The organism is Paenalicyclobacillus macrosporangiidus (assembly GCF_900116805.1).
In the GTDB taxonomy this organism is placed as follows: domain Bacteria; phylum Bacillota; class Bacilli; order Alicyclobacillales; family Alicyclobacillaceae; genus Alicyclobacillus_H; species Alicyclobacillus_H macrosporangiidus.
In genome coordinates this window covers 1-18,417 of record NZ_FPBV01000024.1, presented here as the reverse complement: position 1 = coordinate 18,417, position 18,417 = coordinate 1, and the positions used below count along the sequence as shown (strand labels likewise).

The 18,417-nt window shown below is 68.2% G+C and carries 12 protein-coding genes and 1 tRNA gene; 5 read left to right on the top strand and 8 right to left on the bottom strand.

The window, feature by feature from the left end; translation table 11 throughout:
• Positions 1–8 precede the first annotated feature (8 nt).
• Positions 9–4,160, bottom strand: a complete 4,152-nt coding sequence (locus tag BM357_RS15785; RefSeq protein WP_074955669.1) for a UvrD-helicase domain-containing protein — start codon at positions 4,158–4,160, stop codon at positions 9–11.
• Complete coding sequence (locus BM357_RS19485) at positions 4,157–7,876, bottom strand: PD-(D/E)XK nuclease family protein (protein ID WP_074955666.1); 3,720 nt, start codon at positions 7,874–7,876, stop codon at positions 4,157–4,159. The genes BM357_RS15785 and BM357_RS19485 overlap by 4 nt, the downstream gene beginning before the upstream one ends.
• 256 nt (positions 7,877–8,132) lie before the next feature.
• On the opposite strand from BM357_RS19485, the gene BM357_RS15775 reads away from it, so the two are divergent.
• Positions 8,133–9,359, top strand: a complete 1,227-nt coding sequence (locus BM357_RS15775) for an MFS transporter (protein WP_083430586.1) — start codon at positions 8,133–8,135, stop codon at positions 9,357–9,359.
• Positions 9,360–9,444: 85 nt separating this feature from the next.
• Here BM357_RS15775 and dusB read toward each other — a convergent pair whose 3' ends face one another.
• The 6 genes from dusB to BM357_RS15745 all read right to left on the bottom strand — a co-directional run bounded on the left by dusB (position 9,445) and on the right by BM357_RS15745 (position 13,695).
• Positions 9,445–10,419, bottom strand: coding sequence for a tRNA dihydrouridine synthase DusB (dusB, locus tag BM357_RS15770; RefSeq protein ID WP_074955753.1), 975 nt, complete (start codon positions 10,417–10,419; stop codon positions 9,445–9,447).
• A gap of 81 nt (positions 10,420–10,500) precedes the next feature.
• The gene (locus tag BM357_RS15765; RefSeq protein ID WP_231493407.1) at positions 10,501–10,731 is read right to left on the bottom strand and encodes a TM2 domain-containing protein; all 231 of its coding nucleotides are present in this window, start codon (positions 10,729–10,731) and stop codon (positions 10,501–10,503) included.
• 144 nt (positions 10,732–10,875) lie between these two features.
• Positions 10,876–11,718 carry a D-alanyl-D-alanine carboxypeptidase family protein gene (locus BM357_RS15760; RefSeq protein WP_074955664.1) on the bottom strand — a complete coding sequence of 281 codons (843 nt, stop codon included), beginning with the start codon at positions 11,716–11,718 and terminating at the stop codon, positions 10,876–10,878.
• A 53-nt stretch (positions 11,719–11,771) separates the two neighbouring features.
• The gene (locus BM357_RS15755; protein WP_074955662.1) at positions 11,772–12,443 is read right to left on the bottom strand and encodes a metal-dependent transcriptional regulator; all 672 of its coding nucleotides are present in this window, start codon (positions 12,441–12,443) and stop codon (positions 11,772–11,774) included.
• 43 nt (positions 12,444–12,486) lie between these two features.
• Positions 12,487–13,155: a fumarylacetoacetate hydrolase family protein gene (locus tag BM357_RS15750; protein ID WP_245784043.1), complete on the bottom strand. Its 669-nt coding sequence runs from the start codon at positions 13,153–13,155 to the stop codon at positions 12,487–12,489.
• 117 nt (positions 13,156–13,272) lie between these two features.
• Positions 13,273–13,695: a BrxA/BrxB family bacilliredoxin gene (locus BM357_RS15745; RefSeq protein ID WP_074955747.1), complete on the bottom strand. Its 423-nt coding sequence runs from the start codon at positions 13,693–13,695 to the stop codon at positions 13,273–13,275.
• A 230-nt stretch (positions 13,696–13,925) separates the two neighbouring features.
• On the opposite strand from BM357_RS15745, the gene hemE reads away from it, so the two are divergent.
• The 4 genes from hemE to BM357_RS19960 all read left to right on the top strand — a co-directional run bounded on the left by hemE (position 13,926) and on the right by BM357_RS19960 (position 17,888).
• Entirely contained in the window at positions 13,926–14,987 is a 1,062-nt protein-coding gene (gene hemE, locus BM357_RS15740; protein ID WP_074955659.1) for a uroporphyrinogen decarboxylase, read from the top strand.
• Positions 14,984–15,985, top strand: coding sequence for a ferrochelatase (locus BM357_RS15735; RefSeq protein ID WP_074955656.1), 1,002 nt, complete (start codon positions 14,984–14,986; stop codon positions 15,983–15,985). Before hemE ends, BM357_RS15735 begins: the two co-directional genes overlap by 4 nt.
• Entirely contained in the window at positions 15,978–17,504 is a 1,527-nt protein-coding gene (gene hemG, locus BM357_RS15730) for a protoporphyrinogen oxidase (RefSeq protein WP_074955653.1), read from the top strand. Before BM357_RS15735 ends, hemG begins: the two co-directional genes overlap by 8 nt.
• A gap of 287 nt (positions 17,505–17,791) precedes the next feature.
• Positions 17,792–17,888: transfer RNA gene (locus BM357_RS19960), tRNA-Sec, on the top strand.
• Positions 17,889–18,417: the final 529 nt, after the last annotated feature.

The following is an 18,417-nucleotide window of genomic DNA, read 5'->3' as shown; positions in this document are numbered from 1 at the left end:
CCCACCGGTCACCCCTCCGGCGTGCCCGGCGTTTGCACCAGCGCGTCAATCACACGGCGCAGCGGCACCCCGTCCACCTGCACGGCCGCCCTCGGGTGGACGAAGTACAGGTACGCCTCCACGCGCCCGTCCCCGAGTGCCGTGCGCACCGCTTCCACGTACGCCGCCACCTGCGCTTCGTACTCCCGCGCCTGCGCTTCCAAGGCACGCGCCCCGATGCGGTCCGTCTTGTAATCGATGATCAACCACCCATCCTCCTCTTCGGCGAGGCAGTCGATGACGCCCTGCACCACGACAAACCGGCTGTCCGCCGAATCCGCAGGCCCGAGCCGCCCCCCGGCTGGCGCGGGTTCGGACACCGGGATCCGGTAGAAGAACGGCTGCTCCCGCCACACCCGCCGCGCCCGCGCCAAGCGGCGGCCGAGCGGCGAGGCGAGGAACGCCCAAGCATCCTCCACCAAGGCCGGATCCCGTTCCCGTTCCGTGAGGATGCCGGTGCGCACCATCTCGTCCAGCGCCGCCTCCACCACGCGCCGGCTCGGTTCCGCAGCGAAGTCGAGCCGCTGCATCAGCGCGTGGAACAGCACCCCGCGCTCCCGTGGGGTGACGGCGTCCGGCCTGTGGAACGCGGGATCGTCGAGCAGATGCGCGGCGGCCGACGGGTGGACGGCTGCCTCCGGGACGCCCTGCGGATCCGTCCGCCGCAGGTGATGGGCCCATATGCGGCGCAGATCGGTCGCCGACACCTTCCCCGGAAGGGGTGTCCGCGCCACATCGGGCTTCCAAAGCGTCAAACCGTCCGGCCATGGCTCGGAGGAAAGCGCGCCGGAGGAGGCCGCGTCTTCCGCAGCCGCCGCCTGCTGCGCGAGCGCCGTCTGCCCGTCCCTCTGCCCAACGTTCCCCTGCCCGGGAAGGCCGGCCGGTTCCGTCAACTGCGCCAACTCCGCCAGGTGCGCCCGGATCCGCGCCGTGTCGCCGCTGGCGAACACCTCCGGCCGGAACGGACAGCCGCCCGCCGGTTCCGCCGCGGTCTCCGCCACCCCGGCGGACGGCCACGGCAACCGGCGTCCGGCCGCCGTGTTCCACAGGGTGACCGTGAAGCCAGCCGGGTGATCGTACACCGGGCCGGGATGCCAAGCGGCCGCCATCCCCGCCTCTTCCGCCAATCGGCGCAAGGGCCCGCCGTCCCGGTGCCGCAGGAGAGCCGGGCCGATCCAGTCGAGGTACGACTTGGCCCTAAGCATCCCGTACAGGGGCAGCGCCATGGCGTCCGACTGCGCCAGCGGAACCCAGCGCGCCGCCTGCTTGGCCAGGTCCTTCCCCGAGCCGACCAGGATCAACCTCTCCCGCGCGCGGGTCATCGCCACGTACAACACGCGCGCCTCCTCCGCCAGCGTCTGCGTCAGCTCGAGCTCCTGGATGGCGATGGACGGCAAGGTCAGCCACCGTTGCTCCGTGTCGACGTCGACCATCACCGGGCCCACCCCGAGCGTGCGGTGCAGCGGCAGGTTCGTGTCGACGCGGAACTGCTTTCCCAGGTCCGCGACGAACACCACGGGATACTCCAATCCTTTGCTCTGGTGGATGGTCATCACGCGCACCACATCTTCGCTCTCTCCGAGCGTGCGGGCCTCGCCTTCATCCACGTCCCGCTCGAGCGCCTCCTTGGCCCGGCGGATGAATCCGAACACCCCGTCCGGGTAGCGGCGGTCGTACGCTCGCGCCTTCCCGAGCAGCGCCTCCACGTTCGCCCGCCGGCCCGGGCCGCCCGGCATTCCGGAGACAAACGCCAAAAAGCCCGTGTCCTCGAGGATGCGCCGCAACACCGCTTCCGCCGTGGCGCGCCGCGCCAGGGCACGCCACTCGCTCAGGCGGTCGTGAAAGGCGCGCACCTTCGCCACCAACCGCTCCTGCCACCCGGCCGCCCCGGTGTCCGCCACCTCCGCCCAGGCCTCGACGCGGCCGGCCGCCGCCCGCCGCCACGCGTCGTAGAACATGCCGCGACCCAACAGGCGGATGCGGGCCAGTTCATCGTCCTGGAACCCGCCGATGGGGGAGCGCAGCAGCGTCACGAAATCCAGGTCGTGGCGGGGATTGTCAATCACCGTCAGCGCCGCGAGGAGCCACTGCACCTCCAGCGCCCCGTAAAATCCGACGGACGTCGCCCCGTACGCAGGGATCCCGGCCTGCGCAAACACCTCGAGGAAGACGTTCACCTTTACCCGGGCGGCGCGCAGGAGGACCACGATGTCCCGGCAGCGCAGCGGCCGGTACCGGCCCTCGTCGCGGTCCCACACCTCGGCCGCCGCGCAACCCGGCACCCGTCCCAACAACTCCTGAATGCGCCGGGCGACCACCAGCGCCTCTTTCTCCAGGTGGCTGAGCTCCTCCATCATCGCTTCGAGATCGCCTTCGCCCCCGGTCTCCTCGGCGCTTTCGTCCCCAGCTTCCCCCTCGCCTTCACCGGCGCCGGGCAGCGAGCGGTCGCTGAGATCCGCCTCCGGCGCCCCGTGTTCCTCCCCCTGGGAACCGCCCGCCGAGCCATCGGCCTGCGCCGCGTCCTGGCGCTCCACCAGATGCACCTCGACCGGGCCGGCCAGCGTGCCTTCGCCGCCGTCCGCCGGATACGGAGCCGCGGCGTTCATCGCCCCGCCGTCGCCATAGTCGATGCCGCCGAACGGAGGCGAGAAAAACTGGGAGAAGAAGAAATTCACCGCGTCGACCACCTCGGCCCGGCTGCGGTAGTTGTCGGTCAGGTCGATCACGCGTCCCCCCGCCTGCCCCCGGTACCGTTCGAGGAACAGCTGCGGTTCGGCCATGCGGAACCGGTAGATGCTCTGCTTCACGTCGCCCACCACGAACACGTTCCCGTGCGGCCGCGCGATGGCCGTTACGATGGCATCCTGAATGGGGCTCGTATCCTGGTACTCGTCGACGAAGATCTCGGCGTACTGCGCCTGCAGGCGCCGCGCCTCACCCGTCGCCGGGTCGCGCAGGACCCGGTGCGCGAACTGCTCCAGATCGCTGAAATCCAGCACCCCGCGCCGCCGCTTGGCGGCATCGTAGTGGTCGGCGAAGGCGGCCGTCAGATCGACGAGCGCCGTTACCGCGGGTGCCAGTCGCGCCACGTCGGCGCGCAGGCCCGCCTCGCCGCGCGACAGGATGTCCAACACCGCTTGGATCCGGTTCCGGCCCTTCGTGCGCAGGTCCTTGACGGCCTTGAACTCCGGCCGGTTTGGGGCGGAGACCCGCTTTCCGCTGAAGATGGCGCCGAGGCACCTCACCGCCTCGGGCACGCCCGCCCAGCTGCCGAGCCGTCCGGCGGCCTCGCCGGCCAGAGCGCGGGCGTGGGCGAGGTCGCGGCCGTACGCCTCGAGCTCCGGCCACCCCGTGGTCATCCGCAGCGCCTCTGAGAACATCTCTGCCGCTTCCTCCACCTGCCGCGCGGCCCACTGCAGGAACGCCGGCGTCCAGGGCCAGCGGGCCGTCTCGACCGCATCCGCCTCCTCGTACATCCGCCGCACCGCACCCAACCAATCCGCCGGGTTCGGCTGGCTCTGGGCGAAGGTGTCCAGTCGGTCCACCAGCGGCCACAGGCCTTCCAGGTCGTCCGCGCACAGGATCCGCGCCACGCACCGCACTTCCTCCGCCCGGCCGCCGGACAGCCACGCCTCCACCAGTTCTTCGAATACCCGCGCGCGCAACGGCGTACGCTCGTCCTCCGGCAGGATATCGAAGGCCGGTTCCAGCCCGAGTGTCAGGAAGTTGCGGCGCACAACCTCCATGCAAAAGCTGTGCAGCGTCGAGATCTGCGCCCGGTCGAGGAGATTCAGCTGCCGGTGCGCCTGCCGCACGGCCGCCGCGTCGCCGCGGGCGGCGGCCTCCTTCGCCAACGCCTCCAGGCGCCCGGCGATGCGGTGGCGCATCTCGGCCGCCGCCGCCTCCGTGAAGGTGACCATCAACAGGCGATCCAGATCCAGTGCACCGGGCCAGGTGACGCGCTGCACCACGCGCTCCACCAACACCGAGGTCTTCCCGGACCCGGCGCCGGCGGAGACCAGCACATTCTGGCCGCGTGTCAGGATGGCTTCCCGCTGCCGCGCGGACCACCGCGCCTCCAGCTGCGGATCCGTTCCACACGTTTCCCGAGGCGAACTCACCGTCTCTCCTCCTCCCCGGCTGCCCAATCCGCCAGGATGTCTGCGCGCTCGCGCCGCTCCAGCCGCCGCATCGGCCGTTCCCAGCGCCGGTCGAGGTGGCACACGGATTGCAGCGGGCAGCGTTTGCACGCGTGATCGTCCAAGCTCAATTGATACGGCGCAATCTGAATCTCGCCGCCGGCCACGCGCGCCGAGACCTCCCGCACATGGCCGAGCACCTTCCGCAGCATCCCGCGCCATGCGTCCGCCCCCGCCACCGGCGCGCCTTTCGTGAAACGTCCGTCTTTCGTGAACACCTTGCCGAACAGCTCCGTCTCCGAACCATCCGGCAGCCGTTCATCCATCCACGCCACGAGTTCCGGGTCCGCCAGCAACAGCCCTCGCGGCCGCATGCTCCGGTACGCATGCACCCGCGCCTCGTCCCCCGACTCCGGCACCCGCACCGTGCGCGGGCTGCGCCCCACGGGCATGTACAGGACGGCGGCCGGTTCCGCCTCGGTCCCGAACAGCACGCGGGCGTGGCGGGCGACCACCGCCGCGTACAAGGGAAGCTGCAACTGCAGGCCATGGTGCACCTTGAGCAGGTCGAGCGCGATGCCCATGTTGCTCTTGTAGTCCATCACCCGGAAGGCCAGGCGTCCCTCCGCCTCCGCCACGTCGACGCGGTCAATCCGCCCGTGCACCCGCACCACCCCGCCACCGGGCAGTGCCACTTCCAGCGCAGGTAATCCCGCTCGTGCGTCATCGCCGAACGACAGCTCGCTGTGTACCGGCAGAAAGCGCCCGTGGCGGACATGGCGCGTCAGGACGACAGCGGCCTTTTCAATCACCCCGAGCGCAGTCCGGGCCGCCTCCAGGCGCGTGGCCAGGCGCCGCCAGGCCTGGGTGCGCGGCTGCTGCAGCACCTCGGCGAAGCGGGCCCGGACCCGTTCCACCGCCTCATCGTCCGACAATGCGCGCCAAGCCTCCGGCGCCGCCGCGTGCTCCTCGACGAACCGCTCCAGCACGTCGTGGATCAGGTTCCCCCGCGCCGCGCGGGCGGCCCGCGCGACGTCCTCGTCGCCGACTCGCAGGCCATAGCGGACGAAGTGCTGGAACGGACACGCGGCGAACGCCTCCAGTTGGTGGACATGCACGTGGAGCGGCTGTCCGTACAGGGCGCTTGCCAAGCGGGCCGGCAGGGGCCGGGCGACCGCCGTGAAGCCCAGGCCGGCCAGCGCGGCGTCCAGACGGCGCTGGACGGCGTCCTCTCCGCGGAGCCAATCGAATACCCAGACCGCCGCCACGGGGACGCGGCCGGTCCGGCGCGCCTGTTCGATCACACCGACCCACGTGTCGAGCGCGGCGAGAGGCGTCCATACCTGAGGCTCGTCCCACAGGGCGTCCTCCACCCAGATCTGGGTGTCGACGGCGCCGGCAGGCAAGGCGCTCACCCGTTCCACCACCCGCGACGGCCGGGCCGCCTTGCCCGCCTCATCGGACAGCGGATAGGTGAGGAAGAGCCGCTCTGTCCCGCGGGTGAGCGCGGTGTGGACGACGGCGCGCTCGCACAGCTGCAGCTCCGCGGACGTATACCCGACCGGCCGCCCGAACAGCCGCTCGAACGCCAGGCGTTCCTCGTCCTGCAGCATCCCCTGCGGCCGCACGCGCCTCGGAAAGACCCCGTCGACCGCGCCGATGAGGAACAGCACCGGCACGTGCAGCGCCCGGGCGCGGCGGATCTCCGTCACCAGCACCTGATCCATGCCCGCCGGAATGGTGGACAGCGACTGATGGACCAGATCCGTGCGGATTAGTTCAAACAGGAACGACCGGCTCAGGCGCGCAGCGGGAAGGGTGTCGGCGAGGTCCTCCAGGAGCACCAGCACGCGCTGCCACGCCTGTTCGTGGAGGCTGGCCTCCAAAGGGCTCATGGCACCCGCCTCGCCCACCATCCACTCTGCGACGATGCGCTTGGCATCGGTGCGCTGGAGCGTCCCCCAGACCGCCTCCGCCACCTCGCCCGGGGTCACCCGCTCCTCCTGCAGCCCCTGCCACAGGGGGAGGAAGCGTTCCGCCAACTGCCTGCGCAGCGCATCCGCCTGTGCGTCCTCGGCCTGGGCCGCCCCCGCTCTGGCGTCGTCCGCCCTGGCGTCATACGCGAACTGCCACGGCGCCTCCGTGGCCCACGCGGCCACGCCGGACACCTCATGGCGCCGCACGTACGCCTCCAACCAGTCCGCGTCCTGGCGGCGCAGGCCGCAGAACTCCGTCTTCAGCAGGCGCGCCACGGCCTCGGTCGACGCGTTGTCCTCCACGCTGTCGAGGGCAGCGAGGATGAAGCGCCCGAGCGGATGGGTCGCCAGCGGCGGGAAATCGTCCACGTAGGCGTCCACGCCGTGGCGCCCGAACGCGTCCCGCAACAGCGGCGCGTACTCGGCGAGGTCGGGGACCAACACGGCGATGTCCCCGTATCGGAATCCCGATTCGTGGACCAGACGCAGCGCCGCCCGGGCCACCCCGTCCGCTTCGCGCCGCAGGTTTTGCGCGGCGGCCACGACGATGGGGGCCTCACGCCCAGGCGCTCCATTCGCACGGGCTGCCGCGTCCCGCCGAACGCCCGCGTCCTCACGAACCTCCGACCTCGCGCGAACCTCCGCCCCCACACGACCCTCCGACCCTGCGCCAACCTCAGACCGTGCGCCAGCCTCCGATCCATCCGGGACTCTTGCGCCGAACAGCCCCGCCTCCAACCACCGGCGGACAGGTTCGGGGCCATCGGGCGGCGCCGTCGACGGCTCCACCGCAATCGGCAACCCCCGTTCGCGGCACCCCTTCAGCAGGCGCACGGTCCACGCCAAGGTCTGCGGTGCCCAAACCGCCTCCGGATCGGGCAACTTGGCCAACAGGCGCATCAGGGGCGGCAGGTCCGTGCCCCTCGCCCCGGCCCCGCCCGGCTCGTCCGGCTCCCCGCCCAGCGCATGGGAGAGCCATGCGGGATCCATCGTCACCGAGAACACCGTTTCCTCCGCCGCCTCGGCGATCGCCAGCAGAAAGCGCGTGTCCCTGGGCGGCAGATCGTCGAACCCGTCGACGAACACGCGCGCGCCGGCCAGCGCCGGCCAGCGGGCCACGTGCTCCGCCAGCAACGCAGGCAACTCGTCCGGATCGTACAGGCCGAGGGCCGACAGGCGCGCCTGAAACCAGTGATAGAGGGTGCACACGTCGCGCAGCTTGCCGATGAGCGACGGCCCGGACACCGTCACCGCCTCCATCCCCGCCTCCGCCAGGCGGGTCGCGGCCGTCTCGAGCAAGGCCTCCACCTGATGCAGCGATACCAGGTGGCTCGACATCTCGGCGAAAACCTCGAGCACGCTGTCGAGAAACCGGATGGACGGTTGCTCCCGCCACAGCACCTGCAACGCGCCGCCGCTCTCCTGAAACACGTCCGCCAGAAGCAATCGCTTGCCGGTCATGTTCACCGGCTTGCCGGCCACCACCCCGAGCGCCTGATTCACCTGCTCAGCCAGGCGCGGCACGGTCAACACCTCGGCCCGCATCGCGGCCGGCGCGTAGCGCATCAACAGCCGCTCGCACGCATACGACGCGTCCTGCGGCACCACCCACAACAGGCGGCTGCCGAATGGGCTGTCCGCCAGCGCACCGGCGATGGACCGGGCGATGCGCGTGGATTTCCCCGTCCCGGCATGTCCACCCTGGATCACGACTCGCCCCACACGGGTACCTCCTCATCGTTCCGAACAACGGGCATCCGCCCGGTTGTCTCCACTCTAGCCCAAGCCCACCGCCGTTTCAATGAAGGGCCTCGTCCCACGGGCCGCTCGGCGGCCCTCGCCGGCCCTCGCCGGCCCTTGGCGACTCCGGCGCACGGGGCGCTTTCGCCCGCGCTCCGCTGCGGGACCCTGCACCACCAGCCCGGGGTGGGCATATGACGGTATATATCCACATGTCGATGACAAAGGAGTGACATGGATGAGCGTCGAACCCGCGGTGATGTCTGCCCGCATCAAGCCGGTCCCCTCCGCGAAACGGTTGATCACGGTCTCCGGCATCGGCCTGTTGTTCGACTCCATGGACGTGAACCTGGTCGCCTACATCCTCGTCGCCGTGGCCGCTCAGTGGCATCTGAGTCCGGCGACGCAGGGGTATCTGAGCAGCATGGGGTTCATCGGGATGGCCGTCGGCGCCGCACTCGCAGGCCTGTTGGCCGACCGGTTTGGCCGCAAGGCGGTGTTCATGTGGACCCTGCTGATCTACAGCGTGGCCACCGGTTTGACGGCGTTCGCGTGGGGGGTTGGCATCTTCTACTTCCTGCGTTTTCTGGTGGGGTTCGGACTGGGCGGGGAACTGCCGGTCGCCACCACGTACGTGCTGGAGTCCTCGGCGGACGACCGGCGCGGCCGGCACGTGGTGCTCCTGGAGATGTTTTACGCCTTCGGGTCCCTGTGCGCCGCGCTCATCTCCAATCTGGTGATCCCGTCGGTGGGCTGGCGGGTCGTCTTCCTGATTGGCGCCATCCCGGCCCTGTACGTGTTGATCCTGCGCCGTCAGCTGCCGGAATCCCCGCGCTTCATGAGCTTGGCGGAACGCCGTTCGATGCGTGACGCCTTTACGACCCTGTGGGCGCCGGGCGTCACCCGGAGCACCGTGGTCACCTGGGTGCTGTGGTTCGCGATGAACTTCGCCTTCTACGGCATGGTCCTGTGGCTGCCCTCCATCCTGTTCCTGAAAGGGTACTCGCTGGTGCACAGCCTGAGCTACACCCTGATCATGACCCTCGCGCAGGTGCCTGGGTATCTGACAGCTGCCTGGTTGGTGGAGAAATGGGGGCGCAAGCGGACCTTGCTGCCCGCGATGCTGTGCTCCGCCCTCGCGGCGCTGGGCTTCGGGTTCGCCCACAGCACGCTCTGGCTCTTCGTCTTCGGCATCCTGGTGAATTACTTCATGCTCGGCGCCTGGGCAGGCACCTACATCTTCACCGTCGAGCAATTTCCCACGAGGGCCCGCGCCTCCGGCATCGGGTGGGCGTCCGGCTTCGGCCGCATCGGCGCCATCATCGCGCCGTCTCTCGTCGGCCTCATGATTGGGGCGAAGATCGGGTTCGGCGCCGTGTTCACGATGTTCTTCGCCATGATTGCCATCGGGTTTCTCGTCGTATGGGCGTTCGGCCGCGAGACCTTGGGCGAGCGCCTGCGTTGACCGACGCACCGTCCGGCCTCCGCGCGCGCCGTGCGGGATTCCCCCAAATGCCAACGGTCCCGTGCCTTCCGGCACGGGACCGCGTTCAAACCGCCAGCGGGACCTGTTCCAGGAAGCTCCACAACACCGCCTCCATGCCGGCCAGCGTGGTCTGCTGGTTGATGACGTCGCGCATCCGCGCGGCCCCCGGCAACCCCTTCACGTACCACGCGGCGTGCTTTCGCATCTCGCGCACGCCGATGACCTCGCCCTTGTACTCCACGAGCAGATGCAGGTGCCGCACCGCGACCTCGATGCGCTCCCGGGCCGGCGGGGCGGGCAGCTTCTCGCCGGTGCGCAGGTAGTGGGTGATCTCGCGGAAAATCCACGGGTTTCCGAGCGCCGCCCGGCCGACCATCACCCCGTCGCACCCGGTCTCTTCCAGCAACCGCTTGGCGTCCTCCGGCTCGACGACGTCCCCGTTGCCGATGACCGGGATCTTCACCGCCTCTTTCACCTTGCGGATGATGGACCAGTCGGCGCGCCCGGTGTACATCTGCTTCGCGGTTCGCCCGTGCACCGCCACCGCCTTGGCGCCCGCCTCCTCGACCGCGAGGGCGACCTCGACGGCGTTGACGTGATCGTCGTCCCAACCTTTGCGGAACTTGACCGTCACCGGTTTGCGGACGTGCGCCACGACCTCCCGCACAATTTCCGCGGCGTACTTGGGATCGCGCGCCAGCGCCGCGCCCGACCCGTTCTTGTAGATCTTCAAAACCGGACAACCCATGTTGATGTCGATGATGTCGGCGTTCGTCTCACCGACCATGCTGGCCGCCAACACCATCGACTCCTTGTCGTACCCGACCAACTGCAGGCTGACCGGGTGCTCGTCCGGCAGGATGGTCAACATCATGTGGCTCTTCAGGCTTCCGTGCACCAGGGCTTTGTCGCTGACCATCTCCGCACACACCATCCCGGCGCCCAATTCCTTGGCAATCCGCCGGAACGGCGGATTGCAGACCCCCGCCATTGGAGCCAGGATGACCGGGGTGTCGATGACGACGTCGCCGATGCGCATCGGTTTCAACACGATTGTCCGACCTCCTTCCGTTCCCGGGAAGAAGGGTACCAGATGCGGCCGCGGGGTGCAAATGGAAACTCACCCCCGCTGGGCCATCCCCGCCGTCAGGAACAGGTCGATGAGCCACCAGACGCCGACGATGAACAACAGCAGGTGCCCCACCAAGATGGGGAACGTCAAACAGCCAATCACGGTGCATGCCAGCATGGCCACGCCGCTGGCCACGCGTCCGCAGTACATGCGGTGAATCCCGAGATAGCCGAGGAAAAACCACAGGACATACGCCAGTGCCACGGAACGACGCTGCACGCCCATCCCCTCCCACGCGGCAGCCTGCGGCGGTCCCCGTCCCGGTTCACCGCCCAATCACCGTATGTGTATGTGGGCACGGCTTGTTTCCATTCGTTTCCTTATGGCTTGTCAAACGGGGGATGGGATCGGTTCGCCCGTGCTTCACACCAACTGGACGCGGGCGTCCTGCTGCGCATACTCGAGCAGCCGGCGAGTCTCCCGGTACATCAGGCTCTTTCGGGGAGCGCCGAGCACCACCGAGATGCGGACCCTGCCGTCCTGACGCGCCGCGAACGCCAGACAGTACATCGCTTTGGAGGTGTATCCGGTCTTGCCGCCAATCACTTCGCCGAACGGCGGAGCCTCCAGGTACAGGAACCGGTTGCCGTTGCGGAAGGTCTTGCCGGCCACCGTGTACTGCTTGGTCTGCAGGGCTGCGACGATGCGCGGATGGCGAAGGGCTTCGCGCAGAATGAGCGCGATGTCGTGCGCGGTGGACAGGTGTTCATCCTCGTGCAGCCCGTTGGGCGTGACGAAGTTGGTGTGCGTGCATCCGATGAGGCGCGCCTTGAGGTTCATCATGCGCGCGAACCCTTCCTGGGACCCGCCGACCGTCTGGGCGACGGCGTAGGCGACGTCGTTGGCGCTTTTCATCAGGACGGCGTGCAGTGCGTCCTCGGCGGTGATAGTCGTATCCGGTTTGAGCCCCAACCGCACGCTCGGCTGCCGCGCCGCCTCCTCACTGACGTACACGGGATCCTCGGGATTCAGATGGGTGACCAACAGGATGGCGGTCATCAATTTCGTGGTGCTGGCAGGATACAGCGGAAGGTCGGCGTTCTTGCTGTACAGGAGGGTTCCGCTCTCGGCGTCCATCACCACGGCGGCCCGGGCATTGATCCCCACGCGCCGGGCCGCTGCGTCGGCGGGCATGGCGAAGAGCACGCCCAGCAGAATGGCGCACAGACCACACAACCAACCTCTCCGAAAGACAACACGGCGCATGTGAACACTCCCTTTGCGGCTCCGCCCTTTAAGCTGAACCACACCGGCCGCTTTTATGCCGGATCCGGGAGCGCCACCAGGATGCGCCGCGCCACCTCCTCGTCCAGCGCATACCGCTGGCCGCCGACCTCGACGGGAACGCCGGCCTCATAAGGGCTCGCAGCCTCTCCGCGGCGGATGGCCGCCCCAGGCACGATGCCAGCCCGGTACAAAAACCGCAGGAGGTCCAGATCTTCCTCCGCCTGCTCGAGGATGCGCACCACCTTCACTTCGGCCGGACCCTTCACCTCCGTCAACGGCTGGCTCGGCGGCAGGTTGGCCCCGGAGCCGGGGATGATGTTGCCGTGCGGACAGGTGGTTGGCCGGCCCAGGCGTTCCATCAGGCGCTCCTCGACGAGCGGGGAGACAGCGTGCTCCAAGCGGCCCGCCTCGACGTGGGCGTCCGCCCAGTCGAGGCCCAATTCATCCGTCAGCCAGCGCTCCAAGAGCCGGTGCCTGCGGACGATGGATTCGGCCAACTCCAGCCCCCTGTCCGTGAGCAGCAGCTCCTTGCCCTCCCCGAATCGCACGTACCCGGCCGACGTCAGCCGCGCAATCGTCTGCGACACGGTCGGCCGTGACACGCCCAGGTAGTCGGCCAGCACGGAGGAGAGCACCGTGACCCCTTCCGCCTGCAGGACATAGATTCCTTCCAAATATTCTTCCATCCCGTGCGTGCGTGGCATCGGCACATCCCCTCCTTACGGTGGCCCTTCGACGGCGCCAACGTCACTGGGCGACACGACAGCGGCCCCAGACGCGCCCGTCCATGACGAGCTCCAGCTCATCCCCGGCGCGGAGCGGGCCGACCCCGGCCGGTGTCCCCGTGAACAGCAGGTCGTCCGCATCGAGACCGAAGTGCGTGCGGACATAGCCAATCAGGGTGTCGAACGAAAAGATCATGTCCTTGGCCTGCCCGGACTGGGCGATTCGCCCGTTGATGCGCAACTCAAACGGGGTCTCGAGCAGGGCGTTCCAGTCGGCCACCTCGTAAAAGTCGGTGATCACGGCCGACCCCTGGAACCCCTTGGCCAGCTCCCACGGATGCCCCGCCTTCTTCAGCTCCGTCTGAGCGTCCCGGTCGGTCAGGTCGAGGCCCAGGGCGATGCCGCCGACCACATCGGACAGCGCCGCTCCCGGCTGGTAGGGTCCTTTCATCCACAGCACAATCTCCAGCTCATGATGGATGTTCTCACGCCCCGCCGGCACACGCACCACCCCGTCGGCGACGGCCAAGGCATGGGTTGACTTGCCGAAGATCATCGGCTTGGACGGGACGTCGTTGCCCAACTCCGCCGCGTGATCGCGGTAATTGCGCCCTACACAAAAGATGTTCTTCACGTGCGTCAACGCTTCCTGCGCCGTGCGGTACGGCTTCTCCCCCGTGATAACGGCCACCCGCGGTCCCCCCTCGGACGATGTCCTATCCATTGTATCACAGCCCAGCGCGCTGGCACCTACACCAATAAAGAGGAAAGCCGCCCATCCGGGCGGCCCCTTCGCTATGCCGAACGCTCAGCAGTACTGGTTGAACATCGCCCGCAGCCGATCGGCGACGTGCTCGGCGCTCGTCCCCTCGATATCGCTGCGGTGCAGTTGGTCCACCAGCTTCCCGTCTTTGAACAGCCAGATGGACGGCGACGAGGGCGGGTTGTTCTCAAAGTATTCGCGCGCCCGCGCGGTCGCCTCTTTGTCCTGGCCGGCGAACACCGTCACCAAACGGTCCGGGCGATTCTCCTGTTGCAACGCCAACGCCACACCCGGCCGGGCGATCCCGCCGGCGCAGCCGCACACGGAGTTGACAAACACCAGGGTGGTGCCCGTCTTCTCCTGCATCACCCGGTCCACCTCCTCCGGTGTGCGGAGCTCCTCGAATCCGATCTGCGTCAATTCATCCCGCATCGGCTGCACCATCATGGCGTAAAAGTCGAGTTCCATGGTCACTGTCGGACACCTCCCACTCAGCCGGTGTCAACCCCGGCCTCCCTATCCGTATTATACCTGGCCGCGCGGGCAATTGACAGTTCGGCGAACGTCCGTCCCCGATTCCGCCACCCTCGTCCCGCCGCGGTTGCATCACCGCATCTGCAATCGGTATAACTAGGGAAGAAATGCCGGATGAAACATGCTCTCCGGTATCCGTATGACAGACAGAGAAGAGGACGCTGATGGCCGAACACCCGTTTTTGCTCGCCTGCCGGCGGCAGTCCGTGCCGTACGTGCCGGTGTGGTACATGCGCCAGGCCGGACGCTATCAACCGGAGTACCGGCAACTGCGCGAACGCTACTCCTTGCTGGACATCTGCCGCATCCCCGAGCTGTGCATGGAGGTGACCCGGCTGCCGGTCACCCAGCTCGGGGTCGACGCGGCCATTCTCTTTTCCGATATCATGGTCCCCTTGGGACCCATGGGGATCGACTTCGACATCGTGGAACACGTCGGGCCCGTGACCCGCAATCCCGTGCAGTCTGCCTCCGACGTGGCGCGCCTTCGGGTGTACGATCCCGCCGCCGAACTGCCCTACGTGGCCGAGAGCGTTCGCCTCATCTGCGACAACGTCGACGTGCCGTTGATTGGATTCGCGGGGGCCCCGTTTACACTCGCCAGTTACATCGTCGAAGGCCGGCCATCGCGGGATTACCTCAAAACCAAGCGCCTCATGTGGTCCGAGCCGGCGGTGTGGCAGTCCCTGATGGACAAGCTCGCGGACGTGGTCATCCGCTACCTCCGGATGCAGATTGAGGCCGGGGCCGCCGCGGTGCAAGTGTTCGACAGCTGGGTCGGCAGCCTCGCCCCGGAGGATTTCCAGGCGCACGTCCTGCCCGCCATGCGGCGCATTTTCGCGGCGATCGCGGACACGGGCGTCCCCGCCATCTATTTCGGGGTGGGCACCGGCGAACTGCTGCCGATGTTCGCGGAGGCCGGGGCGAACGTCGTCGGAATCGACTGGCGGGTGTCCATCCGCGAGGCAAGACGCCGCACGGGCGGAGGCGTGGCCATCCAGGGCAACCTGGACCCCGCCCTGCTCCTGGCCCCCTGGTCGGAGATTGAGCGGCGGGCGCGCAGCGTGATCGATCAAGGTTTGGAAGCCGACGGCTTCATCTTCAACCTCGGTCACGGCGTGGTCTTTCACCAGCCACCGGTGGCCGTCGACACGCTGCGCCGTTTGACCGAATTCGTCCACGAATACAGCGCGCTGCGCATCGGCGCGGGGAGGAATGACGCATGACAGAACCGAGGGGCGTCCTCCTGATGGCCTACGGCACTCCCGCGAGTCTCGACGAGGTGGAGGCGTACTATACCCACATCCGGCACGGGCGGCCGCCGACCCCGGAGTTGCTGGCGGATCTCAAGGCCCGTTACCAGGCCATCGGCGGGGTCTCCCCGCTCAACGACATCACCCGCCGGCAGGCGGCCGCTCTGCAGGCGCGGCTGGATGCCATCGACGGACCGGGGCGGTGGCGGGTGTTTCTGGGCATGAAGCACACCCGGCCGTTCATCCAGGACATCGTCCGGGAGATGGCTGCGTCGGGCGTCAAGACAGCGGTGACCCTCGTCCTGGCGCCGCACTACTCGACGATGAGCGTGAAGAGCTACCAGACCGCGGCAGACCAGGCCGCGGCGGAGGCGGGCCCGCGCCTGTGGCACGTGGACAGTTGGCACCTGCAGCCGCAATTCCTGCAGGCGCTGGCGGAGCGGGTGACGGCGGCCCTCGCCCGGCTGTCCGCGGGTGCGCCTTCGGACGGCGCGGTGTCCGATGGCCGGTCCGCCCCCTCGGCCTCTGACGGTACGCCTGGCGGCACGCCGGCCACCGTCATCTTTTCGGCGCACAGCCTGCCGGAGCGGATTCTGGAAGCGGATGACCCGTATCCCCGCCAACTGCGCGAGACCGGCGAAGCGGTTGCGCGCCTGGCCGGCGTCACGGATTACACCTTCGCCTGGCAGAGCGCGGGCCGCACCGACGACCGTTGGCTCGGGCCGGACATCCTCGACGTCATCCGGCAGTTGGCCGGGCAGGGCCGCCGGCGCCTGGTCGTCTGCCCTGCTGGTTTTGTGGCTGATCACCTGGAGGTGTTGTACGACGTGGACATCGACTGCCAGCGCCTCGCCGCCGAACTGGGCGTCCAGTTGGTGCGCACCGCGTCGTTGAACGACGATCCGCTGTTCATCGCCGGTCTCGCGGACGTGGTCCGGGCCCGGGCGGCCCGGGGCGATCACGATGAGTGATCCGGCAGGACAGCGCACGCGGGTCGTGATCATCGGCGGCGGGATCACGGGCCTCGCCGCGGCGCTCGCGTTGAAGGACCGCGCGGATGGCGAACGGATGCCCATCCGCGTCACGCTGTTGGAACAGGCCAGCCGGGTCGGCGGGAAGGTCCGCACCTACCGGGAGCACGGCTTTGTCATGGAGGCGGGGCCGGATTCGCTGCTGGCGCGAAAACCCGCGGGCGTGGGCCTCATCCGCCGCCTGGGTGTGGAAGGGGAGATGGTCGGCACCAGCCCGCAGGCCACCAAGACGTACATCGCCTTTCGCGGGCGGCTTGAACCCATCCCGCCCGGGACCAACATGGGCATCCCCACCCGTTGGACGCCCTTTGCCCGTACACGCCTCCTGTCCCCCGCCGGCAAGGCGCGAGCCCTGTGGGATCTCGTCCTGCCACGCGGAAACCGGGACGAAGACGAATCGGTAGGGGCGTTCCTCCGCCGCCGTGTCGGCGATGAGGTGGTCGATCACATCGCCGAGCCCCTGTTGGCAGGCATCTACGCGGGGAGCATCGACCGGCTAAGCCTCCTCGCGACCGCCCCTCAGTTCCGCCGGCTGGAGGAGCAGTACCGCAGCCTCATCCTCGGCTCCATCCGCGAGCGCCGGGCAGCGGCCCGCGCAGCCGCCTCCCGTGCGGCCGCTCCGGAGCAGCGCAGACCCGGGGAGAACGTCCGCAGCGTCTTCGTCACCCTGCGTTCCGGGTTGGAGACACTGGTGGAACGGCTGTACGACACCCTGTACGAGTGGGCGGACATCCGGACCCGAACGGCGGCGGTGTCCATCCAACGGACCGTCGACGGCTACGCCGTCGACATCACGGGTCCGGACGGGGATGAGCGGTTGACGGCGGACGCGGTGATTGTCGCGACCCCAGCCCACGCCGCCGCACGCCTGGTGGGACCGCTCTGCCCCGTCGCCAGCCGCCTGGAGAACGTGCGGTACGTCTCCACGGCCACCGTGATCCTCGGCTTCCGCCCGGACAGCGTACCCGCCCGTCTGGACGCGTCCGGATTCGTCGTGCCGCGCCAGGAGGGGCTCGGGATCACCGCGTGCACTTGGGTGTCGAGCAAGTGGCCCCACGCCGCCGGCGGAAAGGGCATCCTGCTGCGCTGCTACGTGGGACGGGACGGGCAGCAGGAGGGCCTCCAGCAGACCGACGCGGAGATGGTCGCGATGGTCCGGCGCGAGCTGAGCCGGCTCATCCAATTGGACGCCTCCCCGTGGTTCACCATCGTCACCCGCTGGAAGCACGCCATGCCCCAGTACGACGTCGGACACCTGTCCCTCGTGGCCCAGGTCGACGAGTCGGTCCAACGCACCCTTCCGGGTGTCGCCCTCGCGGGCGCGGCCTACCGGGGCGTCGGCGTCCCGGACTGCATCGCGGACGGACAGCGAGCTGCCGAACGGGTCTTTGAGCACCTGGTAGCGCGCCGTCGTGAGCAACCGCCAACCGGGCAGCCCGGCGGACAGGCCGGTGAGTAAGGGCCGGCGAATCATCCGTTGCACGGCCCGGTGAATAATCCGATGCACGGGCCGGTGAATGAGCCGGTGCATAGGCCGGTGAACAGGCCGGTGGACACGGACAGGTGCCGCCCTCCCCTACACAGTCGATGGGCCCAGCAGCACCTGGCCGATGAGCGGTCCTTCGGGACCGCTGTACTCGTCCACCGCCCGAGACACCGCGAAGGAAAAGTGGCCGGAGTTGTCGCGCGGAGGCGTACTTGAGTTGAGGGCCCGTCCTGCCTATACTGGGGACGGGCCGACGCCGTGGGAACGGATGGGGTACTGGTGTCCCTCCTGGCCTTCAAAGCCAAGTGGGCGGCGTGGTGCGTAGCCGGTCGGTTCGATTCCGACACGTTCCCGCCAAGCCTTGTGGGTCAAAGATTTTTGGATTGTGTGAAAAGGTCGAAGTGGTGGTCACATCATGGTGTCAAACTGTGCCGTGGTCACCACAGGGTCACGAGAAAAGTCGCTCGGACTCCTTCACCGCCTCCTGCATGCCCGAAACCGCACAGACGGGCCACCGACCTCTTTGATAAACGTGCCAAACGCCCGGACCAACTCAGGAGTTGGAAAAATTAAGTTGGTTCTCCTTTGCGCGGAACACCGATGTGTGCTCCGTGTGCAAGGATTTTGCATACCTGTCTACAAACACGCTCGCACATCAATTCACGTCCTGGGCCCAAAAACCCTGGCCGATAGAGGACCTTCCGTTCGTTCAGCAGACCCCAATCATAGCGTCACATTCACCCGCCATACGTCACCGTTGGGTTAACAGAACATCACGTCAAACCACGTCGTGTTAAAGTCTCAAGTAGTGGTGTAAAATCCGTCGTTCACAATTGACGACGAAGCCACCGTGCGTGTCTACTAGAAAGTGACGCAACCAACTAGT

What these genes read in the sequence shown, in the direction of transcription:
- dusB (WP_074955753.1), bottom strand. Translation starts at nt 10,419, where the DNA reads ATGCGCATCGGCGACGTCGTCATCGACACCCCGGTCATCCTGGCTCCA.
- hemG (WP_074955653.1), top strand. Translation starts at nt 15,978, where the DNA reads ATGAGTGATCCGGCAGGACAGCGCACGCGGGTCGTGATCATCGGCGGC.
- BM357_RS15760 (WP_074955664.1), bottom strand. Translation starts at nt 11,718, where the DNA reads ATGCGCCGTGTTGTCTTTCGGAGAGGTTGGTTGTGTGGTCTGTGCGCC.
- hemE (WP_074955659.1), top strand. Translation starts at nt 13,926, where the DNA reads ATGGCCGAACACCCGTTTTTGCTCGCCTGCCGGCGGCAGTCCGTGCCG.
- BM357_RS15735 (WP_074955656.1), top strand. Translation starts at nt 14,984, where the DNA reads ATGACAGAACCGAGGGGCGTCCTCCTGATGGCCTACGGCACTCCCGCG.
- BM357_RS15775 (WP_083430586.1), top strand. Translation starts at nt 8,133, where the DNA reads ATGAGCGTCGAACCCGCGGTGATGTCTGCCCGCATCAAGCCGGTCCCC.
- BM357_RS15745 (WP_074955747.1), bottom strand. Translation starts at nt 13,695, where the DNA reads ATGGAACTCGACTTTTACGCCATGATGGTGCAGCCGATGCGGGATGAA.
- BM357_RS15755 (WP_074955662.1), bottom strand. Translation starts at nt 12,443, where the DNA reads ATGCCACGCACGCACGGGATGGAAGAATATTTGGAAGGAATCTATGTC.